The 19350-nt window shown below is 66.6% G+C and carries 17 protein-coding genes; 6 read left to right on the forward strand and 11 right to left on the reverse strand.

Features of this window, described 5'->3' with window-relative positions:
* The 6 genes from Q9R31_RS01210 to mtrA form a co-directional block, all read right to left on the reverse strand.
* Positions 1–1212 carry a DNA glycosylase AlkZ-like family protein gene (locus tag Q9R31_RS01210; protein ID WP_311260949.1) on the reverse strand — a complete coding sequence of 404 codons (1212 nt, stop codon included), beginning with the start codon at positions 1210–1212 and terminating at the stop codon, positions 1–3.
* A 32-nt stretch (positions 1213–1244) separates the two neighbouring features.
* Positions 1245–1970 (reverse strand): ribosome hibernation-promoting factor, HPF/YfiA family, encoded by a 726-nt coding sequence (hpf, locus tag Q9R31_RS01215; protein ID WP_311260950.1) that lies wholly within the window; start codon positions 1968–1970, stop codon positions 1245–1247.
* Between the two features lie 144 nt (positions 1971–2114).
* A complete protein-coding gene (locus Q9R31_RS01220; RefSeq protein ID WP_311260951.1) occupies positions 2115–3086 on the reverse strand; it encodes a phosphoribosyltransferase family protein in 972 nt (323 codons plus the stop codon).
* 117 nt (positions 3087–3203) lie between these two features.
* The gene (locus Q9R31_RS01225; RefSeq protein WP_311260952.1) at positions 3204–4919 is read right to left on the reverse strand and encodes an LpqB family beta-propeller domain-containing protein; all 1716 of its coding nucleotides are present in this window, start codon (positions 4917–4919) and stop codon (positions 3204–3206) included.
* Positions 4916–6688, reverse strand: coding sequence for an MtrAB system histidine kinase MtrB (mtrB, locus tag Q9R31_RS01230; RefSeq protein WP_311261613.1), 1773 nt, complete (start codon positions 6686–6688; stop codon positions 4916–4918). The genes Q9R31_RS01225 and mtrB overlap by 4 nt, the downstream gene beginning before the upstream one ends.
* Positions 6689–6812: 124 nt before the next feature.
* The gene (gene mtrA, locus Q9R31_RS01235) at positions 6813–7487 is read right to left on the reverse strand and encodes an MtrAB system response regulator MtrA (RefSeq protein WP_056334824.1); all 675 of its coding nucleotides are present in this window, start codon (positions 7485–7487) and stop codon (positions 6813–6815) included.
* Positions 7488–7668: 181 nt separating this feature from the next.
* On the opposite strand from mtrA, the gene Q9R31_RS01240 reads away from it, so the two are divergent.
* From Q9R31_RS01240 to Q9R31_RS01265, 6 genes are read left to right on the forward strand one after another with little or no spacing between them, the layout of a single operon-like run.
* Positions 7669–9021, forward strand: a complete 1353-nt coding sequence (locus Q9R31_RS01240; RefSeq protein ID WP_311260953.1) for a hypothetical protein — start codon at positions 7669–7671, stop codon at positions 9019–9021.
* Positions 9011–9649, forward strand: a complete 639-nt coding sequence (locus Q9R31_RS01245; RefSeq protein WP_311260954.1) for a DUF4129 domain-containing protein — start codon at positions 9011–9013, stop codon at positions 9647–9649. The genes Q9R31_RS01240 and Q9R31_RS01245 overlap by 11 nt, the downstream gene beginning before the upstream one ends.
* Positions 9646–10872: a DUF4350 domain-containing protein gene (locus Q9R31_RS01250; RefSeq protein WP_311260955.1), complete on the forward strand. Its 1227-nt coding sequence runs from the start codon at positions 9646–9648 to the stop codon at positions 10870–10872. The genes Q9R31_RS01245 and Q9R31_RS01250 overlap by 4 nt, the downstream gene beginning before the upstream one ends.
* Entirely contained in the window at positions 10869–11864 is a 996-nt protein-coding gene (locus Q9R31_RS01255; RefSeq protein WP_311260956.1) for a MoxR family ATPase, read from the forward strand. The genes Q9R31_RS01250 and Q9R31_RS01255 overlap by 4 nt, the downstream gene beginning before the upstream one ends.
* Positions 11864–13156: a DUF58 domain-containing protein gene (locus tag Q9R31_RS01260; RefSeq protein ID WP_311260957.1), complete on the forward strand. Its 1293-nt coding sequence runs from the start codon at positions 11864–11866 to the stop codon at positions 13154–13156. Before Q9R31_RS01255 ends, Q9R31_RS01260 begins: the two co-directional genes overlap by 1 nt.
* A 43-nt stretch (positions 13157–13199) precedes the next feature.
* On the forward strand, positions 13200–13913 hold the full coding sequence (locus tag Q9R31_RS01265; RefSeq protein WP_311260958.1) for a DUF4166 domain-containing protein: 714 nt from the start codon (positions 13200–13202) through the stop codon (positions 13911–13913).
* 2 nt (positions 13914–13915) lie between these two features.
* On the opposite strand, the gene Q9R31_RS01270 is transcribed toward Q9R31_RS01265, so the two are convergent.
* From Q9R31_RS01270 to Q9R31_RS01290, 5 genes are all read right to left on the reverse strand, one after another.
* Positions 13916–14953: a hypothetical protein gene (locus tag Q9R31_RS01270; protein ID WP_311261614.1), complete on the reverse strand. Its 1038-nt coding sequence runs from the start codon at positions 14951–14953 to the stop codon at positions 13916–13918.
* 59 nt (positions 14954–15012) lie between these two features.
* The gene (locus Q9R31_RS01275) at positions 15013–15420 is read right to left on the reverse strand and encodes a chorismate mutase (RefSeq protein ID WP_311260959.1); all 408 of its coding nucleotides are present in this window, start codon (positions 15418–15420) and stop codon (positions 15013–15015) included.
* Between the two features lie 103 nt (positions 15421–15523).
* The gene (locus Q9R31_RS01280; protein ID WP_311260960.1) at positions 15524–17239 is read right to left on the reverse strand and encodes an ABC transporter ATP-binding protein; all 1716 of its coding nucleotides are present in this window, start codon (positions 17237–17239) and stop codon (positions 15524–15526) included.
* Complete coding sequence (locus tag Q9R31_RS01285; protein ID WP_311260961.1) at positions 17236–18237, reverse strand: ABC transporter permease; 1002 nt, start codon at positions 18235–18237, stop codon at positions 17236–17238. Before Q9R31_RS01285 ends, Q9R31_RS01280 begins: the two co-directional genes overlap by 4 nt.
* Complete coding sequence (locus Q9R31_RS01290; protein WP_311260962.1) at positions 18237–19319, reverse strand: ABC transporter permease; 1083 nt, start codon at positions 19317–19319, stop codon at positions 18237–18239. The genes Q9R31_RS01285 and Q9R31_RS01290 overlap by 1 nt, the downstream gene beginning before the upstream one ends.
* Between the last annotated feature and the right edge of the window lie 31 nt (positions 19320–19350).

Below are 19350 nucleotides of genomic sequence, written 5' to 3' on the forward strand. Positions count from 1 at the left end.
TCACAGGCATGCCAGTTCCTGTGCCAGCCGGGCAGCGAGGTCCCCCGCCGGCCCCACTTCCACGTCTGGCAGGCCAAGCCACTGGCTCATCAGCTTCAGCTCGACAGCGAGTTCGACGGCGGTGTCCGCCGGTGCGTCCGGCTCGGCAAAGGCCGATCTCACCAGCAGCCGGCCGCCCGCGCGGTCCGCCTTCAGGTCAACCCGCGCCACGATCCTGTCGCGCAGCAGGAAAGGCAGGACGTAGTAGCCAAACCGCCGTTTGGGTTCCGGGGTGTAGATCTCGATCCGGTAATGGAAGCCGAACAATTCCAGGAGGCGCCGGCGTTCAAAGACCAGGGAATCGAACGGGCTTAACAGCGCGCGGCCGGTTGCCCGCCGCGGCAGCGCAGCCTCCACATGCCGGTAGACTTCCCGTCCCCAGCCCGGCACGGTGACCGATTCCAGCGTGCCTTGATCTACCAGGTGCCCAACGGCCAGCGCCGTTGCCTTGACGGGAGTCCGGAAATAGTCGGCGAAGCAGCGGATGCTTCCAATCCCATGTGCCCGGGCCGCCGCTTCGGTCAGCCGCTGCAGCGCAGCTGTTGGATCTGCTTCCCCGCCCTGCGGGTCCGGGTATGGGAGGACGTTGGAGGTCAGCGTGTATCTGCGCTCGAATTGCCCCGTCCTTGAGGCAGCCGATACCAGCCCTGCTTCGAAGAGGTGTTCCAGGACCCGTTTCACAGCGTTCCAGTTCCACCCCCAGTTGGTTGCCTGTTTTTCCTCAACATGGCCAATCCGGGCGGTCAGTTCGGAGGCCGTCATCGGCCGTGATCTGGCGAGGACCGCCAGGATCCGGGCTGCGACGTCATCACGGAGCCCGGGATCCAGCCGGGAGGCGCCCACCCAGGACCGCTTCTGCCAAAGAAGCAGATCCTGGTAATGCTCCGGCCGGATGTAGCTCGCCTCGTGCGCCCAGTATTCGAGCATGCGGCGGGGGTGTTTGGCCGACATGCGCTGCAGGATGTCGCGGTCGTAGTTCCCCAGGCGGGAATAGAAGGGCAGGAAGTGGCTGCGGACCAGGACGTTCACGGAATCGATCTGGACGAGCTGGAGTCGGGCAAAAGTGCGGCCCACCGCCCGTGCTGTCACGGGGCCGGTGGGCCGTCCTTTGTGGAGTCCCTGCGCTGCCAGTGCGATCCGCCGTGCCTGGTCAAGGCTCAGCGTTGCTGACAAATTAGTCCTCTCTGCTGGTGGTGTGGTCCACCCTAAGCGTTGGCGGCGGCGTCGTCGGAGCGGTAGGCAAGGACCTTTTCCTCCACCACAGTGTCTCCGGGCTCGCATTCATGGTCCAGGGTGATGACCCCATAGGTCCAGCCGCGGCGGCGGTACACGACGGATGGCGTATTGGTGGCCTTGTCCACGAAGAGGTAGAAGTCGTGACCGACAAGCTCCATGTTGTCTACAGCATCGTCAAGGGAGAGGGATGCAGCGGGAAAGACCTTGCGGCGGATCAGTACCGGCGAGTTTCCGGCCGGGATGTCGTTGTCGACATCGTATGGGGATTTGTCTTCGGGGGCTGCCACCGCTTCATTCCGGTGGTTGGCCTCAAGATACAGCGGTTCGTGGGCGCTGGCGGGCTCAAGCGAGGCGGTAGCCTCACGGACAGCCTTTGGGGTGTGGCGGCCGTGGTGGACCTTCTTGCGGTCCTTGGCCCGCCGGAGCCGCTCAAGCAGTTTGTTGTAGGCGAGGTCAAAGGCGGCAAACTTGTCTGCGGCGCTCGCTTCGGCACGGATTACGGGTCCGCGGCCCAGAACTGTCACTTCAACTGTCAGCTGGTCGCCGGTCTGCCGGGCATTGGTCTCCTTGGAGACTTTCGCGTCGACCCGCTGGACCTTGTCACCCAGCGATTCGATTTTCGCGATTTTTTCCCCGGCATATTCGCGGAACCGGTCTGAAACTGTCAGATTTCGTCCGCTGATCATAAACTCCATGGTGCCCTCCAAATGACTTCGGTGACACGACGGCGGCGCTTCCCTGGGCCGGGCTGTCTGACAGTCGAGCCCCTCTCCGAGCCGCCATCGAAAGGTACATTCTGTTCTTGGTACCCACCTCAGACGTTAGTTCATAGCCACCCGTTATTCATCCTTTCCCGGTTTATTTTTTTCTAAGTCATGGTGTCTTCCGGGCGGGCTGGCGGCTGCGGCGTCCTGGTCTTTAATGTCCGGCGGGCGTGTCGCAGCGAGCACGACTGCGCCCCTTACCTGGGCGCCGGCCAGGTGCAGTGCGCGGGCTGCTTCAGCGACCGTGGCGCCGGTTGTCAGGACGTCGTCGACGATGATGCAGGAGCGCCCTGCAACCTTTGCGCGGGCCCCGGGCTTGACCCGCATGGACCCCCGGACTCGCAGGGAACGGGCTCCCCTCCCTAGACCCTTTTGGCCGGCCGCACCTTTCGCGCCGCCCAATCCGTGGCCGCCGGGCAGCAGGGGGCTGGACACCGGGGTTTTGGCCAGCACGTCTGCGACGCCGAGCCCTGGAAGCTGCCGAACCGCCTCTTTCAGGAGCAGGTGGACCGGGCTGAATCCCCTGTTGACGTAGGCCGCGGTGCTGGTGGGCACAGGGATCAGCAGGAAACCGTCGCCTTGGCCCGGCACGCCTTCCCTGACTGCCCCGGCGAGCGCCCGGCCAAGGTTTCTGCCGAGCTGATGCTGGCCGTGCCGTTTGAACGACAGCAGTCCCTGCGCCAGCTCGTCCCGGTACACCCCTGCTGCCACGACGGGAAGCATGACGGTCCCGGCAACATCCATCAGGGCGGGGGCTCCGCTTTCCGCCCGGAACGGCTGCCTGGTCAGCTGGCGGATGCGGCCGGCACAGGAGGGGCACAGGGTGCTGTCTTCTGCCCCGCAGCAGACACAGTCCACCGGCACTGCCAAAGCGAGCAGATCCGCCAGGGCGCCTGCCAGCCAATCAATGAGGCGCAGGAGCGCGGCCTCGTGTTCACCCCGGTGCAGCGCCGCCCATTGAGGAGGCGGTTGAAGGTCCGGATCCGTGCTCCGGGTCGCACGATGGCCGGGACCTTTAGTGCCGTTCCTGCCAAATAGGCCGTTCACAGTCCCAACTATCGCCCGGAGCACCCTCACTGTTGGAGGCCCGGCCTGGGCTATGTGGATAAAGCTGGCCCCATCCGGACGGTGAAAGCATTGTCCCGCGCCGCCCTTGGCAGTGGTTCAGCCGGGAAACGCCGGATCGATGGGGCCCTTGATCTGCGGGGACCAGCCGTTGCCCAGGCGCTGGAAGATCCCCTCCCCGGACTGGACGTAGATGTCGTCGGCGCCATTTCCGGCGCTGATGGCTACCAGGCCCGGCCAGGGGGCCAGCTGCTGCGGCTGCCCGGAGGTCAGGGACAGCAGCTCCGGTGTGACGTTCGCACCGTCAGCCCCCTTCATGACGGCAACGGTGGTGCCATTCACCCAGACCCCTTGATCCGGGTCACTGGCGGCCACCAGGGTGATGGGTGCGGTCAGTTCGCGCGGTGTGCCGTCGGCGGCGCGGATGACGCCCGTCACCTGCACCTTGGACTTCCCGTTCTGCTCGGATATGACCAGGGCACGCACGCCGTCGCGCGAGACGCGGAATTCCTTGACCGTCCGGCCGGCAAGCCAGGAAGGTGCCAGGGTCACGGTCGGGACGGCGGCGCCTTCCGCCACTCCGGTGGGATGGAAAGCCACCACTTCCGTGGCTCCGGCGGCACCGGGTCCGGCCGTCCACACCCAGTCGTTGACACTGAAGGTCGGCCGGCTGAGGATGCTCCTGGTGGTCAGGGCCCGGGCGGGCTGGCCTGGGCTGATGCTGTACAGCGTGGTGCGGCCGTCATTGAGGAAGGCGGCAGTCTGCGACACCGGGGATTCGGCGGGGTGGCGGGGGTTGAGCGCGGACACCGGCTGCATGTCGGGAAGCGGCGAGACGCGGTTGTTTTCGTAGCGCACCAGTTCGTGGCCGCTGATGGCGATCTGGCGTGACGGCACGGTCTTATCCAGCACCGGGGGAAGCACGGACCCGTTGTCCTCCACCCGGACCAGGTCCTGGTTGGCGCGAAGCTCAACATTGACCACGTCAGGCTGGCTGCGGAACGTCAGGGTCAGCTGCATCTGCATGCGGAGCCTGTCCTCCGCCGATGTTTCCGTCAGCTCCTTGGCCGTCAGGTCCACCTGGGCCGCCCCGGATACCACCGGCACGGATTCCCTGGCGAGCTTGATGCCGGAGGGAAAGGCACTGGCGACGGCGCCCCGGAGGTATGGAGCAGGCCCGGCCAGCAGTGCACTGGTCATGGCTTTGACGGTTTTGTTCTTCAGGAACCAGCGGACGTCGGGAATGGCGTAAGTGAAGGTGGGGTCGTAGAAGTAGATGGGGTAGGCGCCGTAGATCACCTTGAACGTTTCCTCGGCAATGGCGGTCCCGTCCGGGATCGCGGAGATCCGCCACTCGCCTTCCACCTGGGTAACCGTCACCGGGATGCGTTCCACGGTTCCCGGCGGCGACTGGGTGGCTACGCCGTCGGCGTCCACGGTGTAGGAGACATCCAGCTCATAGTTGAAGACGTTGTCAGCGTCTGTGGGGACAACGCGTGCCTCGCGGTAAACCAGCGCGCGTTTGTCCGGTTTCCAGGACACGGCAGAGGCTTGGGTCAGGTACTGGCGGGCCACCGCGTAATCGTCCTCGTAGCCGCTGCCTGCCCGGTAGAAATAGTCGATGATGGTTTCCGGCGTGGCGCCCGGCTGCGGTGCTGCCGGGAGGAACACGGGTGCGCTGACGTTGCCGGCGCTGCTTTCGCTGCTTTTTCCCACCGGACCGGACGTGGGGATCCGTGCGCAGCCTGACAGGAGGACGATCAGCAGGGCAAGCAGTGCCGCCGGATATTTCGCCTGGCGCGCTGTGGCCCTCATGGTGTCTCCTCGGGCGCCCGCACTGGAGCAGTCCGGGCCGCTCCAGTCTGCAGCACCAGCATGTTCTTATGGTCCTGTTCCCCGGGAACGCTTCCCGGCGCACCGGGATTGGTGACATCCTTCGGTTCGAGCTGCACAGGCGACTCAGTGATGTCACCATCCTGCCGCAAGGGCAGGGTCAGGCGGAAGTTGGCGCCGTCGCCCTTCCTGCCCCAGGCCTGAAGCCAGCCGTGGTGCAGCTTTGTATCCTCCATCGCGATGGACAACCCGAGTCCGCTGCCTCCCGTGGTGCGTGCACGGGCAGGATCCGCACGCCAGAACCTGTCGAAAACCCGTGCAGCCTGTGCCGGGTCCATGCCGATGCCGTGGTCCCGCACGGCAACCCCCACGGCAGTTTCATTGGCCGCGACCGTGACGGTCACCGGCTTGCCCTCACCGTGCTCCACCGCGTTCAGGATGAGATTCCGCAAAATCCTGTCGATCCGCCGGGCATCCATTTCCACGATCAATGCGCCCTCCGGAGCGGTGTAGATAATCTCCGAACCGTATTCTGCAGCCACCGGCGCAGCCCCTTCAATCACGTGGGCGATCACCTGGAGGAGGTCCTCGGGTTCAGCGTCCAACACGGCCACACCGGCATCGAAGCGGCTGATCTCAAGGAGGTCGGAGAGGAGCGACTGGAACCGCTCCACCTGGTTGTACAGCAGCTCGGCGGACCGCTTGTTGATGGGGTCGAAGTCGTCACGGGCGTCGTACAGGACCTCTGCTGCCATCCGGACGGTGGTCAGCGGCGTCCGCAGCTCGTGCGAAACATCGGACACAAAGCGCTGCTGCATCTGCGAGAGCGTCGCCAGCTGCGTGATCTGCTCCTGCAGGCTGGCGGCCATGTGGTTGAAGGACGCGCCAAGCCGGGCCACTTCGTCCTCGCCCTTGACCACCATGCGCTCCTGCAGCTGCCCGGCCGCCAGTTTCTCCGACACCATGGCGGCATGGCTGACCGGGCTCACCACGTTGCGGGTGACGTACCAGGCGACGGCGCCGATCAGGAGGACCAGTACCGCACCGCCTGCCCACAGGACGCTTTGGATCTCGTTGAGCGTCTGCTGCGCGGTGTTCAGGTCATAAATCAGGTAAAGCTCGTAAACGGTGCCGTTGAAGGTCACCTTGTTACCGACCGCGATGCCTGGCCGGTCCTCGGTGCCGACCGGGATGACGGTGGAAGCCCAGTACTGGTCCTTCCCCGACTGCTGGACGGCCTTGCGCAGTTCCGGCGGAATCACGCTGACCGTCAATTGGTCGGATGCCCGCGACTCAACCCAACGGTTCCGGGGCTTGGTCTGCTCCGGCATGGCCTCAAAGACGTACCGGCGCTGGATCACTGAGCCCCGGCCCTCCACCGCGTTCAGGGTGTCGTAGACCAGGGTAATGACGCTGGACTGGTCGGTGACCTGGGCGCCGTCGAACGTCTCCTGGACCTGCTTGACGTTGTAGCGGGTCTCCGACTCCGCCTGCGTGAGCCGTTCCTGGAACAGGTTGTTGGCAATCTGGTTGGACAGATAGGCACCGACCACGGCGAACGAGGTCACGGCCAGCATCAGGGTGGTGAGGACAGTACGGAACTGCAGGGACCGGCGCCAGCGCCGCTGCAGGGCCCGCCAAAGGTACCTCAGTCCGGGAAGGAAGCGACGGACACCAGTCCGGACGAGCCTGGCGACACGCAGCGCCACGATCAGGGCGCGCCGCTGCCAGATCCTGGCCCGGAACGCCACATGCCGGAGCCCCGGAGTAGCAGCGTCACCGGTTTCCGGCGTGCCCTGGGCACTGCCGTCCTGCGTCACGGCATCCGAGTCCGGGGTTGCGCGCTGATCCGGTTCCCCGTCCTGCGCGGCGGGGTCAGACCCCTGCTTTATAGCCGACACCACGCACCGTCAAAACAACTTCCGGAGCTTCCGGGTCCTGCTCGATCTTGGACCGCAGGCGCTGGACATGGACGTTGACCAGGCGGGTGTCGGCGGCGTGGCGGTAGCCCCAGACCTGCTCCAGCAGCAGTTCGCGGGTGAACACCTGCCACGGCTTGCGGGCCAGCGCCACCAGGAGGTCGAACTCGAGCGGCGTCAGGGAGATCCGCTCATTGCCGCGGCTGACGGTGTGCCCGGCAACGTCGATGGTAATGTCCGCGATGCGAAGCGTTTCGGGGGCCTTCTGGTCTCCGGGGCGAAGGCGTGCACGCACGCGTGCCACCAGCTCGGCAGGCTTGAATGGTTTTGGCACATAGTCGTCAGCACCCGATTCCAGTCCCCGGACGACGTCGGAGGTATCGGACTTGGCGGTCAGCATGACGATGGGCACGTCGGACTCAGCGCGGATCTGCCGGCAGACCTCGATGCCATCCATACCGGGAAGCATGAGGTCCAGCAGGACCAGATCCGGCCGCGATGACCGGAACACGTCGAGGGCCTGGGCGCCGTCAGCGCAAAAGACCGGCTCGAAGCCGTCATTACGCAGGACAATTCCAATCATCTCGGCCAGCGCTTCGTCATCATCTACTACCAGAATGCGTGCCTTCATAGCTATATATTCCCTTATCGAAATGGGTTTGTCCTGTTGAGCGGCGTCCGGCATGGCGGGACACTAGGCCGTCCGACGCCGGAACTATAGTCTTGGGTCAGGCTCGGCGTGGCCGGTGCGCCACTTTTCCCTGGCGCGTGGGCGCCGCACGGCAGGCCGACCGGTATTGGGGGAGGAATCAGTGTCACCACAGGAGTCGGGGCCCGGGGAGCCCATGCAGGAGCGGCCAGGCGTTGGGCGTGACGACGGCGGGCCGGCCCCTGCGGCCGGCCGGCCTCCGGTGCCGCCCACCTGGGAGCAGCCGTGGGCGCCGCCGGCAGGCCAGCAGGCGCTCCCCGGGCAGGAACCACAGCCGAGGCAGCAACCACCCACGTGGGGATACGGCGGCCAGCCCAACAACGGCTCCCCGTATACCGGTCCGCCCAACAACGGCTTCCCGTATACCGGTGGTTCCAACGGAGCCTGGCCCTCCCAACAGCCCCGCTATTCCGCCCCGCCCAAACCCGGAATCATCCCATTGCGGCCATTGATGTTCGGGGAGATCCTGGACGGCTCTTTCCAAGCCATCAGGCGTAATGCCAAGGCGATGCTCGGCGCAGGCCTCCTGGCCCAGTCCCTCTCGGCTATCCTCGCGGCGGTGCTCACAGGATTCCTCGCCACGTCGTCCGGGTCCATCGAAACCTGGGCGGAGACTGCGAGCAACGCCGAGATCGCTTCCCTGGGCATCGGGCTGATGGCTGCCTTTGTCCTCCTGTCCATCCTGTCCGTGTTCATCAGCGCTGTCCTCCAGGGCGCAATGGTGGTCCCGGTCGCCCGGTCGGTCCTTAACCAGCCCACCGGCTTCCGGCGCATGCTGTCGCTGGCACGCCCAAGGATGGGGGCGCTGATCCGGTTGGCGGCGCTGCTGGTCGCGGCGGTGCTGGGCGCAATGGTCCTCTCGTTCGCAGCCATCGCGCTCCTGTTCGCCAACGTTCGTGGCGCGGGGGCGCTGCTGGCCATCCCCCTGATGTTTGCCTTTGGCGTCGGCGTCCTCTGGGTGGCGGTCAAGCTCATGGTGGCACCCGCCGCCGTCGTCATCGAAGAACTCGGCGCCTTTGCCGGGCTTCGCCGTTCGTGGGAGCTGACCAGGGCCAACTGGTGGCGGATCCTCGGCATCATCCTGACGGTGGGAATCCTGGTCGCCGTCATCACCCAGGTGGTCCTGATCCCCGCCAGCATGCTGCCCACGGTCCTCGCCGGTGTCGTCTCGCCGCACGGCGGCAGCGGACATGAGGCTTCCCTGGCCGTAGCCGTCGGCATCTTCACCGCCGTGGTCGGCGCCCTGGTCGGGGCGGTCGGCTACGCCTTCCAGACCTCGGTCATGGCGTTGCTCTACATGGACCTCCGGATGCGCCGGGACGGCCTGGACATCGCGCTGCTGCACCAGTTGGAGACAGGTGCTGATCCTGACGGCATCCCGGGCCGCGGCGTCCAGTCTGGCGGGCCCCACCCCGGATACGGGACGGCGCCGGGAGCATGGCCCTATGGCCGCTGAACCACCCGTCCTTCCCGGCGCAGAGGAGGCACGGCGCTGGGCGGCGGAGGAACTGGCCAAAGCGGAGTACCGTGACGCCGCCCCGTCATGGCTGGACACCCTGTGGCGGAACTTCCTGGATTGGCTGCAGTCCCTGGGCGGCTCCCCCGGAGACGCCGCCCCAGTACCAAGCCCCGTCATCGCCGTCGTCGTTGCCGCCATCATCGCCGCTGCCATCATCCTGGCCCGCCCCCGCAGGCACGCCCGTGCCCGGCAGCCCAAAGACGTCTTCGAAAGTGAGCCCGCCCTGGGCGCCTCCGACTACCGCGACCGGGCGGCAACGGCTGCCGAGGCCGGAAAGTGGGGGGACGCCGTCGTCGACCGCTTCCGTGCGGTGGTCCGAAGAGCGGAGGACCGCGCCATCCTGGACCCGCAGCCTGGACGGACAGCTGATGAAGCGGCCCGTGCCCTGTCTTTTCCGTTCAACACGGAGGCCGTGCGCCTGGCCCGGGCAGCGGCCACCTTTGACGGGATCCGCTATGGAAACAGGGCAGCAGGCAGTGGGGATTACCAGGAGATGGTGGAGCTTGACACGATCCTGGACGCCATGAAGCCGGCTACCGCCGGCGCTGCGGCAGTGTTGCCATGACCGGGCTTGCCACCGCCGGCGAAAAGCGCCGGGACGTCGACAAGGCCACGGGGTCCTTGCCTGGTGGCCGGACAATCCCGGGTTGGCTGCGGCGGCACCGTGGCGGGACGGCAGCGGGGATGGTGGTGGCAGCGGCGCTGGCGCTTGTCGTGGGCGCGCAACTCGCGCCCAAGGGCGACACCGTTCCCCTCTCGGTCCACAATGCCGGGCCGGAAGGGGCCAAGGCGCTGGGCCAGATTTTGGGCCGGCACGGGGTTTCCGTGCACACTCCGGACCGGTTCGAGGCAGCGGTGGAGGACTTGCGCGCGGGTTCCTCCCCCACACTCCTGCTCTACGACAGGAACGGCATCCTGGGTGAGCAGCAACTGGCCGACCTGCGAGCGGAGGCGGACCGGGTGGTGGTGGTGTCCCCCCGGCTGGAGACGCTCACCGCCCTTGACAGCGCCATCCACCAGGCCGGTGTTGTTCCCGATGCCTTCCCGGTCCTTGACCCCGGGTGTTCCCACCCTGATGCGGAGGCTGCGGGGCAGGTCACCGGTCATATCACCGGGCAAGTCACGGGGCAAGGTGTATTTGTGTACGACGGCGGCACGTCCTGCTACCGGGCAGCAGGAACCGCCGGGATGCTCGCCGTCAGCGACGACGGCGGCCTGGCCGTGCTGGGCAGCGCAGCCGTCCTGGGCAACGGGGAGCTGGACGAACAGGGAAACGCCGCGCTGGCAGTCAGGCTGCTCGGCGCGTCACCGGACCTGGTCTGGTACCTGCCCTCGCTTGCGGACGCAGCGGACAGCGGGTCCGGGAAAACCCTCGACGAGCTGGCACCGGACTGGGCCCGCTTCCTGGGCCCCTGGCTGCTCCTGGTCGCGGTGACGGCCGTTGTGTGGCGGGGCCGCCGCCACGGCCCGCTGGTCTTCGAGCCGCTGCCCGTGGTGGTCAAGGCTGTCGAGACGGCGGAGGGACGCGCCCGGCTCTACCAGGACTCGCGCGCCGTCGACCAGGCCCGGGACAACCTTCGGGCCGGCCTGCTGGTGCGGCTTTCCGGGAAGCTGCGGATGGGCCCGGGCGCCACCGCTGAAGACACGATCTCCGCGGCAGCCAGGTTCCTGGACCGGGATACCGCCGAAGTCCGCACGCTGATCAACGAACGCCCCAGAACCGAGGCCCGGCTGGTTGCCTGGTCCCAGGCCCTGGACAAACTCGAGAAAGAGGTCATGATCCGATGAGCGAACAGAGCATTGGCCAGCGGGTCCTCAACCCCATGGACGACGACGGCCCACGGCAGGCGCTGCTTGCTGTCCGCCGGGAGGTGGCCAAGGCGGTAGTGGGACAGGACGCCACGGTCACAGGCCTCCTGATTGCCCTGCTGTCCCAGGGCCATGTGCTGCTGGAGGGCGTCCCGGGGGTTGCCAAGACCCTGCTGGTCCGGGCGCTGTCCTCCGCGCTGAGCCTGGACACCAAACGGGTGCAGTTCACCCCCGACCTCATGCCGGGCGATGTGACGGGCTCGCTGGTCTACGATTCGCACACCTCCGAGTTCAGCTTTCGCGAGGGACCGGTGTTCACCAACCTCCTGCTGGCGGATGAGATCAACCGGACACCTCCGAAGACCCAGGCCTCACTCCTCGAAGCCATGGAAGAGCGGCAGGTGTCCGTGGACGGCGTGTCCCGGCGGTTGCCGGCGCCGTTCCTGGTGGCGGCCACCCAGAACCCCGTGGAGTACGAGGGGACCTATCCCCTGCCGGAGGCACAGCTGGACCGGTTCCTGCTCAAGCTCACCATGCCGCTGCCCGGGCGCGGGGAGGAGATTGAAGTCATCCGCCGCCACGCCGCCGGGTTCGATCCCCGGGACCTGGCAGCAGCGGGTGTCCGGGCGGTGGCGGGCGCGGAGGACCTGGACCGGGCGCGGGAGGCAGTGGGCCGGGTGGCGGTGGAACCGGAAATCATCGGCTACATCGTCGACCTGGTGCGCGCCACCCGGTCGGCCCCCTCGTTCCAGCTTGGCGTCTCACCCCGCGGGGCCACCGCCCTGCTCAATGCATCGAAATCCTGGGCGTGGCTCTCCGGCCGTACTTTCGTTACCCCGGACGACGTCAAGGCGCTGGCCCTGCCCTGCCTGCGGCACCGGGTGGCGCTGCAGCCTGAAGCACAGATGGACGGGGTCCGGGTGGACGACGTCCTGGGCAGCATCCTGGCCGCCGTCCCCGTACCGCGCTGATGGCCGTTTCCGGGCGCTTCGTGGCAGTGGTGCTGCTCGGCCTTGTACCGGTACTGCTGTTCCCGGGATGGCTGACCGTATTGGCCACGACCGCCGTGCTCGGGGCACTGCTGGGCGCCGACCTGTTGGTCGCGGCGCGCCTTGGACAGGTGACTGTGGCCCGTGCACAGCCCCCGAACGTGACACTCGACAATGAGGCGGAAGCGGTCCTCACGGTCAGCAACGACGGCAGCAGGCGGCTTCGGGGATCGTTCAGGGACGGGTGGCAGCCCTCCGCCGGCGCGCAGAACCCCGTTCAGGACGTTGACGTCCCGGCCGGCGAACGCAGGCGGTTCGCGGTCCGGCTCCGGCCGGTCCGCCGGGGTGACCTCGCCGCGCCCCACGTGACGCTTCGTGCCTTTGGCCCGCTGCACCTCGCAGCCCGCCAGCGGACCATCGGATGTCCGGGATCGGTGCGGGTGCTGCCGCCCTTCCATTCCCGGCGCCACCTGCCCTCAAAGCTGCGGAAGCTGCGCGAACTCGACGGAAAAGCGGCCGTCCAGATCCGCGGCGCCGGGACCGAGTTCGATTCCCTGCGGGACTACGTCCGCGGTGACGACGTACGCTCCATCGACTGGCGGGCCACGGCCCGGCGCTCCGCCGTCGTGGTCCGGACCTGGCGGCCGGAACGGGACCGGCGCGTGGTGATGGTATTGGATACATCCAGAACCGCCGCCGCCAGGATCGCGGACGAAACGCGCCTGGACACCGGGATCGAGGCTGCGCTTCTTTTGGGAGTCCTGGCCGAACGGGGCGGCGACCGGGTGGACTTCGTGGCCTTCGACCGCAGGACCCGGGCGCGGGCGGGTGCTGCCGGGCAGGGCAATATCCTGGGCCGGCTGGTCCAGGCCATGGCTCCCCTTGAGGCCGAGCTGATCGAAATGGATTGGTCGGCGCTCCCGGCGCAGGTCCGCGCGGTGTCGGCGCACCGTTCCCTTGTGGTGCTGTTGACGTCACTGGACAGCGGGGCGCCGGAGGAGGGCCTGCTGCCCGTGGCGGAGCGGCTGGCAAGCCAGCACGTCGTGGTGGTGGCGGCCGTCCGAGATCCCCAGCTGGGCGCCATGCTCCGCGAACGCGACGATGCCACGGCGGTGTTCCGGGCGGCTGCGGCCGAGCGCGCCCTCCTGCAGCGGGCGGCGGTGACGGCCGAGCTGCGGCGCTACGGGGTGGAGGTGGTGGACGCTGAGCCCCAGGAGTTGCCGCCCCGGCTGGCGGACATGTACATCAGGCTCAAGGCGGCCGGTAGATTGTGAAACCGGAGGCAGCCACCTCCACTGCCAACAGGAGGTTTACGTCATGAACGTCCCGATCTACCAGCAGGCCCTGGGCGGGGAATTCTCCCGGCTGCAGCCTGAACTCCAGGAGTACTTCTCGCTGGTCCCCGGATCCGGGCAGTACGGCGTGGGAGAAGGAACGTTCGACGTCGTGGGGTGCCGCCAGCAGTGGCTGCGCCCTTTGCTGCGCGTCACCGGGGGCGAAGAGGCCTTTTTCCCTGAGTATGGGGAGAACGTCCCGTTCCGGATCGAGAACCACGCGCACCAGGATCCGTTCGGCCGCTCCAGCCTTACCGCCCGCCGCGAGATCCGGTTCCCGGAACGCACCCGGCTTTTCCAGGACACCACCAGCGTCACCAACCGGGGTGGGGCCAGGCAGCTGGTGGACTACGTGGGCCGCTACCGGCGCCTGGTGACCGACCTGAACTTGAGCGTCACTGCCGACGGAAGGCTGCGCGGCGTGTCAGAGGCATCGCGGCTCTTCCTGGGCCCGCTCCGGGTGCCGCTTCCGGCGGCCCTGGACGCCAAAGCCTACGCCGAACAATGGTGGGACCCTGCGGAGGGCAGCAACGGCCGGCACCGCATCCAGGTGAAGGTCATCCAGCCGCAGGTCGGCCTGGTACTGGTGTACGCGGGGGCCTTTGACTACCGGCTCCGCTCCTACACCGGCGGCAGTTCCGCCCAAAGCTACCTGCCCCGCTATGCCCAGCCGGACCGCTGGGAGAACAGGGTCTAGCCCTATCCCAGCGCCTGCTGGTTCAGGCCGTCGGCTACTTGCGTGAGCCTGCCCAGGACGGCGGTGGCCTGCGCGGGCGTGTGGCCTGCCAGCCCGGCTGAGGGCGTCACCCGGATGGCGCCCAGAAGCTTCGGCGGAAGACCCAGCTGGTGCCACGGACGCCAAACCGATTCCACGCAGTCGGCAACCCTGGGCAGCGAGCGGCCGGCGGACACGTCCAACGCGCCGGCCCAGAACTTTTTACCTGCCTCCACCGCTGCGGCCACATGTTCCCACTGCCGGTTGGTCAGTGCCTTGAGCGGCACCGCGATACCGTCCGCACCGGCGGCCAGCATCAGCTCGATTGGCGCTTCGATTTCAGGGCACGACACCACGACTTCAGCTGCACCGGCCGACCGCAGGGCGTCCAGGACCAGGCGCCAGGACTCGCGTGCTTCGGATGCCGCAACGGCGCGGAGGGTGCGGTAACCGCTGGACGTGGGTATGGTTCCGGCCAGCACGGCGGCAATGTCCGGCTCGTCCACCTGCACCACCAGGCGCGCACCCGGAACGGCGCCAGCTACCCGGCGAAGGTAACCGCCCACTCCGGCAGCCAGGGAGGCGGCCACGTCGCGGCGGGCGCCGTGGTCCAGCAGGGCGCGCTCCCCGTTGTGCAGGTGCAGGCCGGCGGCAAGGCTGAGTGGCCCCACCAACTGCACCTTCAGTTCACCGGCCGATGCGTCCTCGGCCCCCGCCACGTCGGCGAGGACATTCACGTCGGTGGACAGCGCCGACACCGCACGTTGCATGTCCTTGCCCGGACGGTCAACGAGCCGCCATCCGTAGGGCTGGACGTCCACCGCCAACTCTTCCAGGAGCGAGGCAGTACGGCCCAGGGCGTCGGAACCAACACCGCGGCCAGGCAGTTCGGCGAGGAACGGCAGGTGCGGGCTGCCGAGCTCGCCACGGATGATCCGGGCGGCTTCGAGCGGGTCCTCGCCCGGCCAGGGACCCAGGCCGGTGGCGGTTACTTCCGTGGTTGTGAGGTCCTTGGCTGCCACTTCCTTAGCGGGGGCAACGGCCGGACGCCGTTCGGGCTCCCGTTGGTGCTGTTCCCGGCTCACGCCAGCGCGGAGGTCTGCGGCTGCTGGCCGGACGAGGCCTGGTGGTCCTCGGCGATGGCCTCGTGATGGCGGATCACCTCGCCGATGATGAAGTTGAGGAACTTCTCCGCGAATGCCGGGTCAAGGTGGGCGTCCTCGGCGAGGCGGCGCAAGCGTGCGATCTGGGCGGCTTCACGTCCTGGATCACCGGCGGGCAGTCGGTGCGTTGCCTTGAGGAAGCCCACTTTTTGCGTGGCCTTGAAGCGCTCGGCGAGGAGGTACACCAAGGTGGCATCGATGTTGTCAATGCTGGAGCGGATGGACAGCAGTTCAGCCATCACCGAATCGTCCACGGTGCCTGCCAGTGAGCTGGCGGAGGGATCAAAATCGTCGGAGCCAGGAGAGCTGGGGTTGTGCTGCGTCATGGTTCCAGTCTATGGGAGCCGATGGAATCGACGCGGGTGTGAAGCGCCTGTGCCGGCCGTTCGCCGGCACAGGCGCTTCACACTGCGGGGATCCCCTCCAGGTTCAGATGCCCAGGAGTGCCCGGTGCTCCTCCCGGCGTTTGGCCTGTTCGTCCGGGTCGGGCACGGGCAGGGAGGCGATCAGCCGGCGCGTGTAGTCATGCTGGGGGTTTCCCATGACCTGGCTGCCGATCCCCTGCTCCACCAGCTTGCCCTTGTACAGCACACCAACCCAGGAGGACAGGATGTCCACCACCGCCAGGTCATGGCTGATGAACAGGCAGCCGAAGCCAAACTCCTCCTGGATGTCTCGGAACAGCTCCAAAACCTTTGCCTGCACCGAAACGTCCAGGGCCGACGTCGGCTCATCCGCTATCAGCAGCCGGGGATTCAGGCTCAGCGCCCGCGCCAGTGATGCCCGCTGGCGTTGGCCGCCGGACAGTTCGTGCGGGTAGCGGCCTGCGTACGACGCCGGCAGCTGGACGGACTCCAGCAGGTCACCCACACGCTTACGCGCCTGGGCATCGCTGGGCCGGGTGTGGATGATCATCGGCTCAGCGATGCACTCACCAATGGTCAGCTGCGGGTTGAACGACGCGGCCGGATCCTGGAACACGAAGCCAATGTCCTTCCGGAGCGGCTTGAAAGTGCGCTCGCGGAGGTTCAGCATTTCGTAACCCAGCACCTTGAGGCTGCCCCCGGTGGTCCGGTTGAGCCCGGCGATGGCGCGCCCGATTGTTGTCTTGCCGGACCCCGATTCGCCCACCAGGCCAAAGACCTCACCCCTGGAGAGGGTGAAGCTGACCCCGTCCACGGCCTTGAAGGCCGGCGTTCCCAGGCGTCCCGGATACTCGATTTCCAGGTTGTTGGCAGTCACCAGGATTTCCTCGTCCTGGTGGGGCCGTTCGGTGAGCCCGGCCGACGCCGAGTTGCGGCCCAGGTGCGGCACGGCGGCCAGGAGGTTGCGGGTGTAATCCTGCCGTGGTTCAGCGAACAACGTCTTCGCCGGGGCTTCCTCCACGATGTCGCCCTGGTACATCACCACCACGCGGTCCGCCAGGTCCGCCACCACCCCCATGTTGTGCGTGATGAGCACGATCGACGTGCCGTACTTGTCGCGCAGGTCCCGCAGCAGCCCCAGGATCTCGGCCTGGACGGTGACGTCCAGGGCGGTGGTGGGTTCGTCGGCCACAATCAGGCCCGGGTTCAATGCCAGTGCCGCAGCGATGACCACCCGCTGCTTCTGACCGCCGGAGAACTGGTGGGGGTAGTAGTTGACGCGGTGTTCGGGATCAGGGATGCCTACCTTGCGCAGGGCATCGATGGCGCGGGCCTTCGCGTCCTTGGCCGAAACCCGCTTGCCGCCGCCGCTGCCCGCATGGGCCCTGATTCCTTCGGCGATCTGCCAACCTACGGTGAACACGGGGTTCAGTGCTGTGGACGGTTCCTGGAACACCATGGCAACGTCGCGGCCGCGGATCTGGCGGAGCCGCGCCGCGCTGACGCTGATCACGTTGGCCCCGTTGATGAGCACCGTGCCGGAGCTGGTGGCGGTTTCGGGGAGCAGGCCCAGGATGGTTTTGGCGGTGACCGTTTTGCCGGAGCCCGACTCCCCCACGATCGCCAGCACTTCGCCCTTCCTGACTTCGAGGCTGACGTCCTTGACTGCCTGGACATCGCCGGCATCGGTGGCGAAAGTAACTTTAAGGTGGTCGATGTCGAGAACGGGATGGCCGTCGTCGGCCTGATGGCCCGACGACGGATCGATGTTGATGGTCATGAACTCCTCACTTCTGCCGCGAGGGCGGCATTCGCTCCGGTCACCGGGGAGCTGCCGCTGGCGCGTTTGCGGCCCCGGAGCCGCGGATCGTTCAGGTCGTTGATGCTCTCACCCACCAGGGTCAGTCCCACCACTGTCAGCACGATGGCCAGGCCGGGGAACACGCCCGTCCACCAGATACCGGAAGATGCATCAGAAAGTGCTTTGTTGAGGTCGAATCCCCATTCAGCAGCGGAGCTGGGCTCGATGCCGAAGCCCAGGAAGCCCAGTCCGGCCAGGGTGAGGATAGCCTCGGAGGCGTTGAGGGTGAAGATCAGGGGCAGGGTCCTGGTGGCATTGGCCAAAATGTGCCGGCCGATGATCCTTGCACTGGATGCACCGACCACCTGGGCCGATTCAACGAACGGTTCAGCCTTGAGCCGGATGGTTTCGGCACGGATCACCCGGAAATACTGTGGGACGAACACTGCCGTGATCGCTAACCCGCAGGCGAGGATTCCGCCCCAGAATCCGGACTGGCCCTTGTTGATCGCAATAGACATAACGATCGCCACAAGGAGGGTGGGGAAAGCGTAGATGGCGTCAGCGATTACCACCAGGACGCGGTCCAGCCAGCCGCCAACGTAGCCGCTGACGAGTCCAAGAAACACTCCCAGGAAGATGGACATCAACACTGCAGCGACAAGTACTGCTGCTGCCGTCTGCGATCCCCAGATAACACGGGACAGGACGTCGTAGCCGCCCACAGTTGTTCCCAGGAGATGCTTGCCGCCGGGTGCGGCCTGGGCCGGGAAAGAGCCTGCATCATCGGAAATTTGCGAAAAGCCAAAGGGCGCCAGCAGCGGCGCAAAAATGGCCGTCACCATAAAAGCGGCACAAAGCACGACGCCGATGAGCAGCATTGTGCGCTGCAGGCCGACGCTTTGGCGTATGTGGGATGCAACGGGGATGCGGTCAAGTATCGGTTTTTTGGGATGGGGCAAGGCTTCGATGCTCATCAGTACCTCACCCGCGGATCGATCAGGGCGGCGGCAATGTCCACCACAAAATTGGTGACCGCCACAATGACGGCCAGGAGCATAACGATGCCCTGAACGGCGACGAAATCACGCGCCGTAAGGTACTGCGCCAGCTGGTATCCGAGGCCCTTCCACTCAAAAGTTGTCTCCGTGAGCACTGCGCCGCCGAGCATCAGGGCGATCTGCAGACCCATGACCGTGATGATGGGGATCAGGGCCGGCTTGTAGGCGTGCTTCGTTACCAGCCGGTATTCGCTGACGCCACGGGAACGGCCGGCCTCAACGTAGTCCTTGCCGAGGGTGCCGATCACGTTGGTGCGGACCAGGCGGAGGAAGACGCCGGCTGTCAGCAGGCCCAGGGCGACGGCGGGCAGGACGGCGTGGTGGACGATGTCGCCAAAAGCTGCCAGATCGCTGCTGCGCAGGGCGTCCAGCCAGTAGATGCCGGTGGGTGCTCCGAGCCTTCCCATCGCCAGCTCCGTTGTGGTGGAAGCGCGGCCGGCGACCGGAAACCATCCCAGGCCGACGGAAAAAACCAGCTTCAGCAGCAGGCCTGCAAAGAAGACCGGGGTGGCATAGCAAAGGATGGCGAACAAGCGAAGGAATGCGTCCGGGACCTTGTCGCGTTTGTGGGCGGCGAACATTCCAAGGGGAATCCCCACGAGCAAAGCCACCAGCAAGGCGTTGATGGTCAATTCCAGCGTGGCGGCGCCGAAGGTGGTAAGCATCTCAATGACTGGCCGTCCGTCTGAAATGGTCCGGCCGAAATTGCCTGTGGCGATGTTGCCGAGGTACTCGATGTACTGAATGAAAAGGCTCCGGTCGTAACCGGCCTGGTGAATCAACGCGTCAATCTGCTCCTGCGGCAGGCGTCCGCCCTGGGCTGCAGTGATGGGATCGCCGGTGATCCGCATCAAAAAGAAGACCAGGGTGACGAGGATGAAGATTGTCGGGAAAATGAGCAGGAAGCGAATCAGGATGTATCTCCCAAGGCCACCTCCCGCAGATTTGGATTTGGGCGGCGCGACCGTTGGCGGCGGCGCATCGATCATTGTAGCCATGCTGTCCCTGCTTGGTATGAAGAATGACGAA

Source organism: Pseudarthrobacter sp. BRE9, assembly GCF_031844305.1.
GTDB lineage: Bacteria > Actinomycetota > Actinomycetes > Actinomycetales > Micrococcaceae > Arthrobacter.

What these genes read in the sequence shown, in the direction of transcription:
- Q9R31_RS01260 (WP_311260957.1), top strand. Translation starts at nt 11,864, where the DNA reads ATGGCCGTTTCCGGGCGCTTCGTGGCAGTGGTGCTGCTCGGCCTTGTA.
- Q9R31_RS01265 (WP_311260958.1), top strand. Translation starts at nt 13,200, where the DNA reads ATGAACGTCCCGATCTACCAGCAGGCCCTGGGCGGGGAATTCTCCCGG.
- Q9R31_RS01250 (WP_311260955.1), top strand. Translation starts at nt 9,646, where the DNA reads ATGACCGGGCTTGCCACCGCCGGCGAAAAGCGCCGGGACGTCGACAAG.
- Q9R31_RS01255 (WP_311260956.1), top strand. Translation starts at nt 10,869, where the DNA reads ATGAGCGAACAGAGCATTGGCCAGCGGGTCCTCAACCCCATGGACGAC.
- Q9R31_RS01280 (WP_311260960.1), bottom strand. Translation starts at nt 17,239, where the DNA reads ATGACCATCAACATCGATCCGTCGTCGGGCCATCAGGCCGACGACGGC.
- Q9R31_RS01290 (WP_311260962.1), bottom strand. Translation starts at nt 19,319, where the DNA reads ATGGCTACAATGATCGATGCGCCGCCGCCAACGGTCGCGCCGCCCAAA.
- Q9R31_RS01275 (WP_311260959.1), bottom strand. Translation starts at nt 15,420, where the DNA reads ATGACGCAGCACAACCCCAGCTCTCCTGGCTCCGACGATTTTGATCCC.
- Q9R31_RS01285 (WP_311260961.1), bottom strand. Translation starts at nt 18,237, where the DNA reads ATGAGCATCGAAGCCTTGCCCCATCCCAAAAAACCGATACTTGACCGC.
- hpf (WP_311260950.1), bottom strand. Translation starts at nt 1,970, where the DNA reads ATGGAGTTTATGATCAGCGGACGAAATCTGACAGTTTCAGACCGGTTC.
- Q9R31_RS01245 (WP_311260954.1), top strand. Translation starts at nt 9,011, where the DNA reads ATGGCCGCTGAACCACCCGTCCTTCCCGGCGCAGAGGAGGCACGGCGC.
- Q9R31_RS01225 (WP_311260952.1), bottom strand. Translation starts at nt 4,919, where the DNA reads ATGAGGGCCACAGCGCGCCAGGCGAAATATCCGGCGGCACTGCTTGCC.
- mtrA (WP_056334824.1), bottom strand. Translation starts at nt 7,487, where the DNA reads ATGAAGGCACGCATTCTGGTAGTAGATGATGACGAAGCGCTGGCCGAG.